Here is a 13,786-nt window from a genome sequence, read left to right as displayed (position 1 = left end):
CGATGGGGCGTACGAACCCAACCTACCGAGATGCGTTGCGAGCCATCGAAGAGCGCTGGGCGGAGTTCCGCCGGGCACTGCGGCGTCGCGACCAGCCGCGCTTCGACCGGCTGTTCGAGTACGCCCGCGAGCACGCCGACGCGAGCGGGCTGTTGAACCATCAGAATCCGCTGCTGCCGGCGCTATTCAGCATCGATCTCGAACAGGAGGCCCGCCTCGACGACCACGAGGAACGCCTATCAGAGCTTGAGCAACGGCTTTCGGAAACCGGGGGCGAACAGCAGCAATCGCCCGCCGAAGGTACCACTGGAGGTGTAGAATGACGGAGTTGACGACGATTGCATTCGATATCGAAACGACGGGATTTCAGGCCGATGATGAACTCACAGTAGTTGGGTTCGACTCCGCGGTCTCGTCGCGAGTATTTCTCCATACCGGGACGACACCACAAACAGGCCTCGCAGATCGGCTCAACGACGCCCTCCAGACACCGGTACAGCTCTCACTCCATGACAGCGAACAGGAACTCCTGCACGAACTGGCAGCGTTTGTCACATCGACACTCACCCAACGTGATACAAAGCTCGTTGCGTACAACGGGGAGCGGTGGAACGGAGGATTCGACCTCCCGTTCCTTCGCACACGGCTCTGTACGCACGGGGTCGAGTGGCCCTTTGGCACGTTGCCATACGTCGACGTGATGGATGTCTTCGAGACACGCTTCAATACCAGTGAGGATACCTTGGATGGCGTCTATGGCGAACTGATTGGTTCACGGTTGAACAACCTCGATCCATTCGACGATAGTGGAACGGCAGTCACAGCCTGGAAAGAAGGCGCGTATGAACGCCTTCTCACGCACAACGTCGCCGATATCCGACGAACAAGAGCGCTGATGGAACTCGCAGAACGATATTGCTCGAAATCGGATTTCTCGATGAAGTCACTCGAGCCAATCGTTTGAGAACGCGAGTGAACGACCCTACTCTTCTCGCTGATTGCGGTGAGGGAGTGGAGTGCAATAGGGACGACAACGCTGGTGAATGCCTACATCATGAGTCTACTAGTAGAGTAGCGCTGCAGACGTGTATCACCAGCCGGATGCGCTCACCATTGCTGCGATCTATATCCACATACTGGGGGATTGCTTAGTCAGGGATCAATCTGTGGGTCGCTGTTGAGCTCGCGGAGATATGCTATTGCGGCGACACCGACGTGGATTCCGTAGACGTAGTCATCGTCGGCGAATGCCTCTCGACCAGCCATTCGATGGGTTACTCCCTTGGTGAGTGATAGACGGATAGCCTCCTTGACGGCGGCTTCACCGGCGTATTCAACGGCGCCTCGAACGTACTTATCGAAGTGACTATCTTAGTGGTCAGATGGCCGTGGATCAGCAGCTCGGTCAAGCGCGAGGGATACGACTTCTTCAATAGAGGGATGTACTGGATTGCCAGTGTTCTCTTGGACGCGATACACCTCGCCAGGCATGGTGATGAATGCGTCAGCCCATGGTATAAACCCAACTGGAGTATCTGGGACTCAAGCAAGGAGTTCGAGGATCAGCTTCGTAGGAACTGTTGCGTCGTTCTAACTGGGTTCTCTACTCGAGTGTCGGTCTGTTCCGTTCTGTGGGACCCATCGTAGGTCCTTAGCGTACCATTGTAGGTTGCGAAATGCGTTGTAGCCGGGTTGGAAGTGTAGGAGTCTTCCCTGCATTCTCGTCTACGGCGGATTTTCTGCGTCGTTGAGCCCTTCGAAGGTTCCGTTCGTGTAGGCGTAGCGCCACCGTTGGAGAACCGCTCGCGTGACCAGTGGGGCCTCACGCACAGTGATACAAGATGGCTCAACAGGACGACTTGGAGCATCAGGTGGTGGATGAAAGTGTCGTGTCGGTGCATCCGGTTTCGGATGACAGTCGAATCGAAAATCCCGCCCCTGGGTGTCCGTGTAGTGCGCAGCGTAGTTCCCAGCCAAGCTCCACCGAATATCTATACGCGCTGTTGATGCCGCTCCAACGCCGTCAGACAGGTCAACCGAAAGCGTCTGTGGGTTCAGGGGATCATCCAGTGAAGCCTCCTCAACCAGCGGCTCTTGATTGACGACCAGATCTCGGATTTCTCGTAACGCTCCGGCATCGATCGGTCCGAACACCTCTGCCTGTTCGGCTGGCTGACTATCGTGAGAAGGGTCCACATCCTCGTCGCTGGTCATACGACGATCGATGAGTCACTGTTACCATCGTCGTCAGTATTGGTGCCAGTGAGATGACCGGTGCGGGTTGCCTCAGCAATCGCGAGTGTCGCTTGTGCCAAGGCGAGGTTGCGGCGAGTGGTTTGCCATTCTCTGAGCAGCGCACCTTGGTCGCTGTCGGTATCTTCGATGTCCAGTTCCCGAGCGAGTTCCTCGGGTGAATCAACGTCGTATTCGGTACGCCAGTCCTGAATCTGTGCTTTCAGTTCAGCGATGCCAGATGCGATCTCTTCGGGTGTTCGTTCCGCAAGTAGTGACTGTGCATGCTCGGTGACGATACCCGTTTCTGACTGGCGGTACAGCGTCGTCTGGCCGTCCTGTGCTGTCGTCACTTCACCGGAATCCATGAGCGTCCGCAGGTGCTTTCGTGCGGTCGTCGGCGAGACACGAGCACGAACAGCAATCTGTGCTGCAGACGTCGGATCGTAAGTCCGGCGAATGATTCCATAGACTCGTTCGAAGGGCGTCGTGTCCTCAACCCATTCCTCTTCGACCACGTCGTTTATGTCACGTTGTTCGGCACCGCCGTCAGGACGTACTCGGTTAGGTGGGGTCGTCTCCTCAGACATCATATGCTAACCCACGGGAGGTAAGTATAATAATCCTTGGGCCAGTATATTGGTCTGTAGTCCATCGGAACACGGAGTGTCTTCACCAACCATTTTAACAAACAAATACGATCATTCGGCTTTGTTGAAAATCTATTCTTCAGACATTTTCTCGCCAGAAACAGCCGGTCGATGAGACCTGCGAATTAATTACTCTCAGAGCGGTCAATGTCGGGTTTGAATAAATCCTCAATGTGACAGTCAAAGTAAGTGGCCAGTTTAAATGCTAACTCTAGAGAGGGGTCGTACCGATCTCGTTCAATCGCATTTATTGTCTGTCGTGACACGCCGACAGCTTCTGCGAGTTCTCCTTGACTCAGTTCCTCGCGTTCGCGGTAGGCGGTAAGCTCTGTTCTCATGTGTACTCCGGGCTCATGCGTACTGCCGTTTTACGTACCAGTGAGCAGCTCCGAAGATGAAGATTAAGAGCATATATCCCCAGACTGCTCCCCGGACAGCAGCGGGAGCAGTGTATACACCGGTCGTGCTGAGGACGACATCTGCCGGAATCCCGATGATACTGACAGCTGCGATGAACGTGTACGTCGCTCGACTTGCTTCTCGCTCCATGCGCTGTTCAAGTTCATCTCTCAATGACACCGGAGAACGCCAGTATCCGATTCCCATCCCCAGACACCCGAGCCAGTAGACACCGAGCCCACCGTAGAGTACCAGTGGGTCGTCGGTGAACATCCATACTGCTGTCGCAATCAAGAACCCCGCGACGCCGACCCCGACCGACCGGTTTATCCACTTGGTGTACTGTTCGCGTTTCTCGACTCGCTGTTTCGCTGTGATTTCTTCACTCATTGAAATCAATGGGTGTAAAACTCTCTTTACAGTAAAGAGGGTTTTACACCCATATAAAGATACTGCTTCAACTCATATTAGATCCTCATTTGAGTCGCCCTGTGTGAACTGGCAAGTGCTGTATTAGTGGCCTGTACTGACCGAACCTACGTCTAACGTATCAAATTTTAAGTATTTCAACAGAGCCCATTAATCGATTATAGAACTCTTAGCGGTCAACCGGCTGTTTCACCGGATATTATGTCTGAATAATAGGATTTCAACAGAGCCGATTATTCCAGAACTGTTGGTTAACCCGAGATTCCGGAAGTCATCTTGGAAAAGACCACAGACACGCAAATAGGACAAATACCCCGGTAGCGATGTCTTCGAAGTCGTCCTCTGAATTATGGAAACACCACGCCACGGCTTATCTAGGACTGAACCGTTTCGTTCAATCGAGACGTGACAATCCCAAATGCCGTTCACAATCGATATCTTAGACGACGGCCGCGTCCTGGAGTGGGAGGCAACCGCCGACGGCGCTGTCACGACCGAGCGCCAAGACTACACCCCACGCTTCTACGTCGCCGCTCGCGACCCTGATGCCGGCCTCGACCTCACGACACTCCAGTCGGTGTACGACCAGCACCCGGACGTCGTCGCGACCGAGATGGTTACGCGACGGCCGGGCTTTCGACGAGACGAGGAGGCCGTTCTCGCGGTCGACGTTGCCCACATCGACCGCGTCACTCCACTCGCCCGGCAGGTGCGTCAGCTGTCGGACTATCCAGTCGGGGATCTCGCCTGTTTCCGGGGATCTCGCCTGTTTCAACGTCGACTTCTCGCGAGAGTTCCGGTACTGTCTGGAGACCGGCGTCAATCCGACGCCGGCAAGCGAGTTGTCGACGCTCCGGCTCAGCGTTCCGGTGACCGAAACGAGCAACGACGTCTACGGCGAGTTGACCGTCGCCGGCGACACCGTCACCGGCTCGCCGACGGATATCCTGACCGCCGTCCAAGGGGCGCTCGACGCACACGATCCGGACGTCCTGGTCTGCTCGACGAGTGAGATCGTCCCTACTCTGTACGAGATGGCGACGGCTGCCGGCGTCGACGGCTTCTCGCTGAGTCGGTGGCCGGACGTCGACTACCAGCAGCTCGCGAGCCGGTCGACGTACTCGAGCTACGGCCGCGTCGGTCACTCGCCGGCGCGGTACAACGTCCCCGGCCGGGCGATCATCGACGAGTCGAACACGTTCTTCTACGGGGAGACGAACCTCGACGGCGTCCTCGACCTCGTGTCGCGCTCGAAAAAGCCCGTCCAGGAGCTCGCGTGGGCGTCGATCGGGAACGTGCTCACGGCGATCCAGATCTGCGAGGCCCACGACCGCGGGGTTCTCGTCCCCTGGAACTCCTGGCGCCACGAGTTCTACAAGCCGATGGGGACGCTCCACGACGCCGACCGTGGCGGCTTCATCTTCGCGCCCGAGGTCGGCCTCCACGAGAACGTCCACGAACTCGACTTCTCCTCGTTGTACCCGAACATCATCTGTACCCGGAACGTCTCGCCGGACGTCATCCGGTGTGACTGCCACAACGACCGCGACGACGTCCCCGGCCTCGGGTACTCGATCTGCGACGACCGGGGCTACCTCGTCGACGTACTGCAGCCGATCATCGACGCCCGCGACGAGATCAAGGCGGCCATCCGTCGCGAGAAGGGACGGGACGACCCCGACGAGGACCGACTGGCGGAACTCGAGGGGCGGTCGGGAGCGTTGAAGTGGATCCTCGTCGCCTGCTTCGGGTATCAAGGGTTCAGCAACGCGAAGTTCGGCCGCATCGAGTGCCACGAGGCGATCAACGCGTTCGCTCGCGAGATTCTGCTGACGGCGAAACAACGGCTGGAAGCCGGCGGCTGGCGCGTCGTCCACGGCATCGTCGACTCCATCTGGGTGACGCCGGACCCCGACATCGACGACGATGACCGCGAGGACCTCGAGACGCTCGCGACGGAGATTACTGAGCGCGTCGAGATCCGCCTCGAACACGAGGCTCACTACGACTGGGTGGCGTTCGTGCCGCAGCGCGAGAGCGACGCTGGCGCGTTGACGAAGTACTTCGGGAAGGTCGCCGGCGACGACGATTTCAAGATACGCGGTATCGAAGCTCGGCAGCGCTCGACCCCACCATTCATCGAGGACGTCCAGCGGGACTGTCTCGAACGGCTCGACGCGACTCGATCTCCGGACGCCGTACTCGACTGTCTTCAGGACGCGATCAGTCGCCTCCACGCTGGGACGGTGCCGGTCGAGCAGCTCGTCGAACGGAATCGTGTCTCCAAGCCGCTGGAAGGGTACACGCAGAACACACAGAACGTGGCGGCGCTGAAGCGGGCTCGAGAGCAGGACCTCGCCATCCACCCAGGACAGGACATCGAGTATATTGTCGTCGACGACGAGAAGAGTTCCCGAGAGCGGGTCGCGTTGGCTCACGAAGAGACGGAATCGTACGATGCGTCGTACTACGAGATACAACTCGTCAGAGCTGTCGAGAGTGTGCTGTCACCGCTTGGGTGGGATCGCACGGAGATACAACAAGAACTCGCAGGGGCACGTGAGCCAGAGCTAACCGATTTCCAGTGACCGGGCAACGAATGGTTCAATAGAGAATCACGGTCACACTCCCTCCCCCCGTCATCGATGTGTAAAACCATGAGAGGAGGGAGGGGGTGACGAGAACAGAATGGCGAAAACCGGCGATAAGACCAATAACACGAAGGAGAGCGTCTCAGCGACGCAATCTATATTCTCGTAAGCAATACATATTGTCTGACGAAGTTTTATATGCAGTGCGTTACAACCAGAACCATACTGTATTTAGATGTGAAGGTTAGGAGAAGCGACGCTTCGACTAACCGAACAGGGATGCCCATATCACACTTCTCGACTTCCTACACGATTTCTCTTGTTTTCAACCGTCTCGTGGCGTCAAGCCCGGATTTCGTGATTTATTCTACGTGAGTTCCCCCTTCCACCCCTGCTGTTTACACATCGATGACGGGGGGTGGGGGTAACGAGACACCGTGTCTTGATCTCGTTTCAAGTGGGTTAGAAGGATCTGATGCGGAAGTGGCTGTTCCGTGTTCGCTGACTCACCGCCACCAGTTCAGGACCCTCTCGACCTCTCCCCCGCTACAATCTCGACATTACACATCGAAGACGGGGGGTGTGTTCTCCACCAGGTGCTCGCCAGGATTCTTACTCCTCGTGAAATTCTTTCAGCTGAGCATTCACGACTGAACTGAGGAGTTCTTCCTGCTGGGCTATTCCTTCCAGGCGTGTATCATCAACGATCCGAGTCATCATCGCTTCAGGATCACCCGTGAATGTGAACTCCATATACATCCCGCCGCCTCGTCCGCGGCTTTTCCGGGATGTTGAAATCAACCCGTACGTCGAGAGTTCTTTGACATATTTGACATACGTCTCACGAGTCATCTGGTCCGCATCGAGTTCGTTCGTGACCCACTGATAAACTTTGAATCCAACCGGACTTGGGACTGAGCTTCCCGTCCGGTTCGAGTGATGCGCAACTGCTGCAGTTGCGTAGAGTGAAATCTTCTTTTGTGTCGTGAGCCCCTCAACGAGCTTCAGCGACCGATCCTTGTCGATCTCCTCCTGTGATTCCCGGACGTGGTCCTCCGTGACTACTTCATCCCCTCGTTCGTCTGAGAGGTCGCCGGCACCGCGGAATAGGTCGATCGCCTTCCGTGCGTCACCGTGACTTTGTGCAGCGAACGCCGCCACGAGCGGAATCACGTCGTCCTCGAGAGCATCTTGACGGAACGCATCGCGTCGATTTTCGAGAATTTCGCGCAGCTGGTTCGCGTCGTAGTCAGGGAAGTAGACGTCACGTGGATTGAATGAGCTCTCGGCACGCCCGTCGATGTCTTCCATAAACTTTGGATCGTTCGTCAGCGCTGCGACGGACACGCGGCCTTCGATTTCGTTCGTGTTACTCGCCCGGGATAGCTGATAGAGCAGTTTCGAGTATGCGGGTTCGTCGTTTTCGCGCCGGCCGACTAAGAGGTCGATCTCGTCGAGAATGAAGATGACCGAATCGTAGTACTCGTTGATGAGTTCGTACAGCCGTCGGTACTTGCGCTTCGTCGATACGCCGGTCTCCGGCACACCGACCTCTGTCCCAACATCCTGGGCGACAGTTTGGACGAGTTCATAGACGGCCTGATCGAGCGTATTGATTGGCTGGCAGTTGATATCGACAACGCCGAACCGTTCGCCTTTGGATTGACAGAGCTCGATGATCTGTTGCGTGACGGCCCCGATGATGAGTGACTTACCTGTCCCTGCGGGACCGTACAACAGCATATTCGGCGGCCGATTCCCTTGGAGAGTCGGCTTCAGAAACGAGACGACGGACTCGAGCTGATCGTCACGGCCGACGATTCGCTCCTCGTCGATAATCGTGTCAGGTTCGACGAGGTCCCGGTTGACGAATACCGATGCCTCTCCCTCATCATCGAGCATATCACGGATCGACCGCTGAGTGCTCTCTTCGGTCGATCCCTGATGTTGGCTTGCGTCTCCGGCAGCGTCCTCACGGGCGGATTCTACCTGCTGTCCATCCGATGTAGAACTAGTTTCTTCATCAAGGGTGGATTGGTCCGCCCCTTCTTGATCACTACCGGCCATATGCCTGCTGTACGCTGGAGGATTAAAAAGGTTAACCACCGTCGATGTTTATTCGCCCGCTGTATCGAATTATTCGCCTGAATTCGGCGTTTTCACGGCTCATTAGTTGGAACCGGCACCGAAGTACATCCGGTGGGATACCCCCCGTCATCGATGTGTAACACAAAATCGATGGCCCTCTTGTGAATCTGCGCATCTGTCGCTTGATATATATGTCCAATCTCTATCATCGAGGTGTAAGCCGCACGTCCGACACCCCCCGTCATCGAAGTGTAAACAGTGGGTCGACCATCCCCCCGTCATCGAAGTGAAAACCGGTTCAGTCTTCGGCTCTCTTGGTGTCCGCCGTTCGAATTTCACTTCGCACACGGGGTGTCCTCGCTCGACCTGTTACTCAATTCATCTCTTACACGGGGTCCCGGTACGTCTGTGTCATCCCACGGGTTGTTAGTCACCTCAATATACAAAACCGGTTTAGTAGCACTCTGCCGTCGGAATATGGCATATTTACACTTTGCACACGGGGTGTGTGGTGAGATCTTCTCAGCGGATACACTCGTGATCAGGGGTGTGGTCTGTCTCAAATGGAAAATTATGCTGCAACTGCTGAACCTCGTCCTACTGTTCGTGCGTAAAAACGGCTCTGTCGACTATTAACGGCTTAATCTAATCGAAAACCCGTTCTTGTCCCCTCTGTTTTCACTCTGGACGAGGGGTGTGTAGTCACTACTTCTCTAAGTACACCAAAATCAAATAGCACACGGGGTGTCGGACCTCGATAATCGGACGTTTCGCCTTCTCATTCGTCCGGATTGACTGGCCCTTTATATTTTGACGTGACCTTATCGCCTTCCCGCCACTGCCAGTAGTAGTAGCGGTTGTCGTTAATCTCCTTGATCGTGATCGTGGCCTTCGCCGGGACGTCGTCCGGCAAATCGTTGGGGCGTTCTTCGATTTCGCTTTCATCTGAGTCCTCTTCGAGACGTGCCTCGCGAGCTTTGTGCTCAGCTAGCTCTTCAGCGTAGCGGGCAACGTACTGGAGCTGTTCAGAAGAGGACTCGTTGAGCGTATTGACGAGGTCTGTCGGGAGTTCCGCCGGCGGCGTCGGTGGTTCGTAGGACATCAGCGGTCGCCTCGTGTTAACCAACAAAGTGCGTATGGGCATAGATTTGTTGGTTAATCAGATATCGACTCGTCACGGGTTGAAGAGTATGAATAGCAAACTATTCAAAAATAGCAACCCGGGAACGCTGTCGATGTCAAACCAACGGCAATCAATTAAACCTCACCGTGGAGGAGGTCGATAATTCAATTGCTGGTGTGAAACTCACGAGCATTCTCTTTCTGACTCACGGTAGGAAACGTCGAGCTCGAGATCGTCGTACATGCGATCGAGCATAGCAAGTGCTGACTGAAACGTCGCATAATGCTTCCGCATGAACTCTATCGTCTCGCGCCGAGAGATGACTGGATATCCTTCGACGTGGTCGGGGTTGAGCACCGAACGCTCGTTGAGGACGACTTGGAGAGGACCTTCAAATGATTCCTCCGGTTGTCGCTCAAATCCTGTTGGGATTCCAAACCGTTCGAAAAAACGCTGCCAGGCGTCGATGTCCTTCTCAAGGACGGCAAGAAAGAGCGGGTAGTCTCCGGGCTCGCGACCAGCCTGATAGCCCCCTTGGGTCCACACGTAGACGGCGTCCACCTGTGTAAAGGCGAAGGGCCAGTCACCGAACTGTGGGAGTACGTACGCCTCTTCGATGGACGGTGGATTCACGGCGGCACTCGTGGCCAGCAGGTCTCGTGCCGCCTTACGGACGCGATCGTCGGTCACGAACAGTCCATCATCATATCGAAGATACCCTGTATCCTCTAGTTGATTGACTGCTTGTCGAACCGTTTCGTAGGGGGTGTGGAGATGTTGGGCTACCGTTCGGATCGAATCTCCAGGATTGACTGCGAGCAACACTCTAACAGCAGTCTCATCAAACGGTTCGTACATCTAATAGGTGCCAATATTCTGGGAACAGTCAAATTATTTACTGTATATTGAGGCTGAAGACGGTCTGGGACCTGAGAAACTCGCTCCAGATTCGTATACTCGATCAGCTGTCGTCGGGACGAAGCGCGTTCTCGTACTTGACCATCTTCTCGGATTTATCGCCGATGGTGTCGTAGATCTGCTGGAGTGTCTCTTCAGCGGCGAGCAGGTTGTGGTCGTTGAGGAACTCTCGCCCCTCCTCCGTGAGGCCGTAGAACTTCCAGGGGTGGCCCTGCCGGCGCTGATCGTCGTCTAGGGCGACCTCCTTCACGATGCCCTCACCGATCAGCTTCTGGATGTGCTTGTAGACAGTGGCCTCACTCACGCTGGGGTTGAGCTCCTCGAGTTCGTACATCGAAGGAAGCTGCTCGGGGTGCTGGAGGATGTTGTTGATCAGGGTAAACCGCGTCTGCTGAGTGACGAAATGGATGAGTTCCCGTGGTGCCGTGTTCTCACCGTTCCCAAGGCCATCGTCCATATTCGTGTGTTCAATCGAGTACGCCAAAGCAGTTTATCCCAGAGTAAACTACCACGCAGAAGCGACTGAGAAGCAAGACAGGAGCTTACACCTGTGGTGGAAGCTGACCATCTGGACGTGGGACCTGCCCCTGTTTGATTTCGTGATCGACGCGACGCATATGTTTGCAGCCCCCGTCTGGAGCGCGCTGCTGCCAATCGGGACAGGTACAGGATTGCTCGATGATATCGACCTCGTATCGATTTCCGGACGCCGCTTCGACTTCGTAGCGACCACCCTTGGCGAGTAGGGAGACGGTCATCGCTTCCTCGACAGCGCGCTTCGTGCGGGGCTCGAGATCATCAGCTGAGGTGGAGCCGTCCGATACGAGCATTCTGTCGCGGACGTCTCCTGCCTGTCCGCCGTCTGGAGCGACAGCGCTTCCAATCTCCTGAATCCGGTTTTCCAAGAGTGCTTCCGCAAGGTTCCCCTCCGGCCAGAGAAAGTGGACTTCTCGTCGCTCTCGATGATCGTAGGAGCCACAGGTGGCGGCATTCCCTTCCCAGACTCGCCATGCCCCCAACGCGGCCATCACGGTGAGGATGACCCGAGGAACCGGTGTTTGGTCCTCTGGGTAGAACACTCGAAAGCGCGTACAGTCGTCCTGTGGCGGTACTGTGTCCCACCACTCGAATTCGGACCCCAACTGTCGTACATCGCTTGATCTCGGCCGTATCCGACCGTCACGCCATCGACCTGCGGGACCTCTTCAGGGATCGCGTTGGCGTCGCCTTCGAGGAGTCGGAGTACAGCGTACCGGAGATACTCGTGTGTAGGGGAGTTCGTGGTTTGGGCGATCTGGTTGTACTGCTCTGCGACTCGCTCCGCTTCTGCCAGAACGGCTCTGAGATGTCGCTCTGTCATAATTCGGTGAGGCTGGAATGCGCCTCCGCCCCTCGGCGGGCGCTCAAAAACTTAACCAACGCTCCAGCCAGAGACCCCGAGTTGTTGGTTAATCACCATAGCTCCGGATGCGACATCCATCGGCCATCGACACCGACATCGGTCGTTGCCTACGACGATTCCTGTTGGGAGATCACCGTGTCCAGCTGTTCCCAGACCATTTCGAACGCCGGCGGATCACCGGTCAGATCCGGCAGCGTGGTCTCCCACTGGTGGCGGATCGTTTCTTGTTGCTTGTCCGGGAGTCCTTCGTTCAGATCAACGGTGAGCCCATCGTGTTTGCACTTCGCGTCGAAGGCGGGCCCCACGTCGGCAAAGTTGATCGCGACCGAATCGGTTTCGAGCAGCTGATAGACGTCGTAGTAGTCACGGGCGGCCCCGCGCTGGTAGATCGCCCGGAGCTTTTCGGCGAAGATCTCCTCGACGCTGTACGCTTGTATGTCGAATTCGGGCACGTCTTCGTACGCGTGCGTATGCTGAACAGGGTCGAAGGCGACGTGCTCGTCGACCATCACGTCGATGCTGGTCGTGTTGGGGTGGTTGAGGACGGCGCGGTACTGAATGCTGATGTCGACGTAGTGGGTCGGGTAGTGGTCCTGCTGGGATTCGTGGTGCTCGCGAATCTCGAATTCGATGCCAGAACGGTCTGCAATCGTATCGAGGACCGCTCGGAGCTCCTGTTTGGACCCCTGGTATTCCCCTTCGACGCCAAAATCGAGGTCTTCCGAGAACCGCCACGACTGCGGGAAATACAGCTTGGACAGCGCGGTCCCGCCTTTGAACAGGAGGTTGTCGCCGTAGTCGCTCGTGAAGATGCCCCAGAGGAGCCACGAATTGACGTAGTTCTTTTCGGCGTACCCTTGCCGAACGCCCAGTTCGCGAGCGAGAATCCGGAGCCGGTCCTGACTGATCATCGGGATCAGGACTCCGTCGGCTCCAGCATGGCTGGCTCGACGTTGATTCGGAGGCGATACGTACTGTCGGTCGATCCGGTGTCGGGCCGCGTCGGGTCCAGTGGGGAATAGCCACTTGTGAAAGACGCGACGAGTTCTTCGCGGGTGGGGAGGTCGATGCCGAGCTGGTCGGCGAGGTAGACGACCCGCTTGGTCGCAGCGCCGTTGTCGAGGCGTTCGAGGTACTCGCCGACAGTGATCCAGTCGCACCCCCGTTCGTCGGCAGTACGCATCGCGGTCGCAAGTTCCCGAAGGCCGCCGCAGAACTCGGGGTGGTCCGCACAGTCGACCAGCGTCTTTTCTAGGTCGCTGACCTGCACGGTCGTACCCTCGATCGAGGTCGGCTCACAGCCGAAGAATTTCCGCTCGGTGACTGTCGTGACGCGGTACGGGACGCCGTGGATCTCCCTGCTTTGCGCTCGGGTCGGCGTAACGACGTACACCGTCCGGGGAACCTGTTCGGTCAGCCCGTGGTGGCTGAGGGCGCTGTAGTAGCCGATGTACATCGGCTCGGCGACGTGGGCGGCGATGAGGTACTCGTGGGTCGTGTACACGGCCTCCTCGCCGGCAGTGAGTGGAATGATGAGATACGTGCCCGGGAAGAGCCGGTCGAGCCAGCCCTTCTCGGTGAGCCGGGAGGCGATCTCGCGGGCGGTGTTTGGGGGGACCTCCAGCGTCGTCTCGATGTCGTCGACGGAGATGATCTGGTGACCCGCGCCAGCGAGTCGTGCAAGGAGTCGACTTTCTCGAGTCGAGAGACCCTGGCGTATATTTTGCGTTTGTTCTATGATACTCATACCTGCGTTTCTTACATAGAGTATAAACACGGGCCTGCTTTAGCCTTGCGACTGTCGTGAACGGCGGAGACGAGCAGACTCGCTCTTATGTAGAGCTGCGGAAAGCCCCCATAACAAGGCAGTCGATGGTGATATCGACAGATGCGCCTGTGAGATTCAGCGATCTGACGATCCCAAATGTATGAGCGGCCTGTTCCAAGCCTTGCT

11 protein-coding genes and 3 pseudogenes are annotated in these 13,786 nt (G+C 56.7%); 3 read left to right on the top strand and 11 right to left on the bottom strand.

Annotated features, from left to right (window positions below):
* The first annotated feature begins 2 nt into the window (after positions 1–2).
* Together EXE50_RS09355 and EXE50_RS09350 are read left to right on the top strand one after the other, a co-directional pair.
* The gene (locus EXE50_RS09355; RefSeq protein WP_137704902.1) at positions 3–323 is read left to right on the top strand and encodes a hypothetical protein; all 321 of its coding nucleotides are present in this window, start codon (positions 3–5) and stop codon (positions 321–323) included.
* A complete protein-coding gene (locus tag EXE50_RS09350) occupies positions 320–964 on the top strand; it encodes a ribonuclease H-like domain-containing protein (protein ID WP_137704901.1) in 645 nt (214 codons plus the stop codon). The genes EXE50_RS09355 and EXE50_RS09350 overlap by 4 nt, the downstream gene beginning before the upstream one ends.
* A gap of 1,246 nt (positions 965–2,210) precedes the next feature.
* On the opposite strand, the gene EXE50_RS09340 is transcribed toward EXE50_RS09350, so the two are convergent.
* The 3 genes from EXE50_RS09340 to EXE50_RS09330 all read right to left on the bottom strand — a co-directional run bounded on the left by EXE50_RS09340 (position 2,211) and on the right by EXE50_RS09330 (position 3,671).
* Positions 2,211–2,825 (bottom strand): winged helix-turn-helix domain-containing protein, encoded by a 615-nt coding sequence (locus EXE50_RS09340; protein ID WP_241982656.1) that lies wholly within the window; start codon positions 2,823–2,825, stop codon positions 2,211–2,213.
* Between the two features lie 182 nt (positions 2,826–3,007).
* A complete protein-coding gene (locus EXE50_RS09335) occupies positions 3,008–3,220 on the bottom strand; it encodes a helix-turn-helix transcriptional regulator (protein ID WP_137704900.1) in 213 nt (70 codons plus the stop codon).
* 13 nt (positions 3,221–3,233) lie between these two features.
* On the bottom strand, positions 3,234–3,671 hold the full coding sequence (locus tag EXE50_RS09330) for a hypothetical protein (protein WP_137704899.1): 438 nt from the start codon (positions 3,669–3,671) through the stop codon (positions 3,234–3,236).
* 457 nt (positions 3,672–4,128) lie between these two features.
* On the opposite strand from EXE50_RS09330, the pseudogene EXE50_RS09325 reads away from it, so the two are divergent.
* Positions 4,129–6,298: pseudogene (locus EXE50_RS09325) on the top strand (type B DNA-directed DNA polymerase).
* A 615-nt stretch (positions 6,299–6,913) separates the two neighbouring features.
* Here the strand turns inward: EXE50_RS09325 and EXE50_RS09320 are convergent.
* The 8 genes and pseudogenes from EXE50_RS09320 to EXE50_RS09285 form a co-directional block, all read right to left on the bottom strand.
* Positions 6,914–8,368 (bottom strand): orc1/cdc6 family replication initiation protein, encoded by a 1,455-nt coding sequence (locus EXE50_RS09320; RefSeq protein WP_137704898.1) that lies wholly within the window; start codon positions 8,366–8,368, stop codon positions 6,914–6,916.
* A gap of 799 nt (positions 8,369–9,167) precedes the next feature.
* Positions 9,168–9,491, bottom strand: a complete 324-nt coding sequence (locus EXE50_RS09315) for a hypothetical protein (RefSeq protein WP_137704897.1) — start codon at positions 9,489–9,491, stop codon at positions 9,168–9,170.
* A 204-nt stretch (positions 9,492–9,695) separates the two neighbouring features.
* A complete protein-coding gene (locus tag EXE50_RS09310) occupies positions 9,696–10,370 on the bottom strand; it encodes a helix-turn-helix domain-containing protein (RefSeq protein ID WP_137704896.1) in 675 nt (224 codons plus the stop codon).
* A 103-nt stretch (positions 10,371–10,473) separates the two neighbouring features.
* Entirely contained in the window at positions 10,474–10,887 is a 414-nt protein-coding gene (locus EXE50_RS09305; protein WP_137704895.1) for a helix-turn-helix transcriptional regulator, read from the bottom strand.
* An 85-nt stretch (positions 10,888–10,972) separates the two neighbouring features.
* A pseudogene (locus tag EXE50_RS09300) lies at positions 10,973–11,790 on the bottom strand (hypothetical protein).
* Between the two features lie 149 nt (positions 11,791–11,939).
* On the bottom strand, positions 11,940–12,743 hold the full coding sequence (locus EXE50_RS09295) for a nucleotidyl transferase AbiEii/AbiGii toxin family protein (RefSeq protein WP_137704894.1): 804 nt from the start codon (positions 12,741–12,743) through the stop codon (positions 11,940–11,942).
* A gap of 5 nt (positions 12,744–12,748) precedes the next feature.
* Positions 12,749–13,579, bottom strand: coding sequence for a type IV toxin-antitoxin system AbiEi family antitoxin (locus EXE50_RS09290; RefSeq protein WP_137704893.1), 831 nt, complete (start codon positions 13,577–13,579; stop codon positions 12,749–12,751).
* 85 nt (positions 13,580–13,664) lie between these two features.
* Positions 13,665–13,786, bottom strand: a pseudogene (locus EXE50_RS09285) (IS1595 family transposase); the annotation flags it as partial.

Source organism: Halorubrum sp. ARQ200 (assembly GCF_005435115.1).
Classification (GTDB): Archaea; Halobacteriota; Halobacteria; order Halobacteriales; family Haloferacaceae; genus Halorubrum; species Halorubrum tropicale.
Note: the sequence above shows the minus strand (reverse complement) of the source record. Positions and strands in the feature narration are given on the sequence as shown.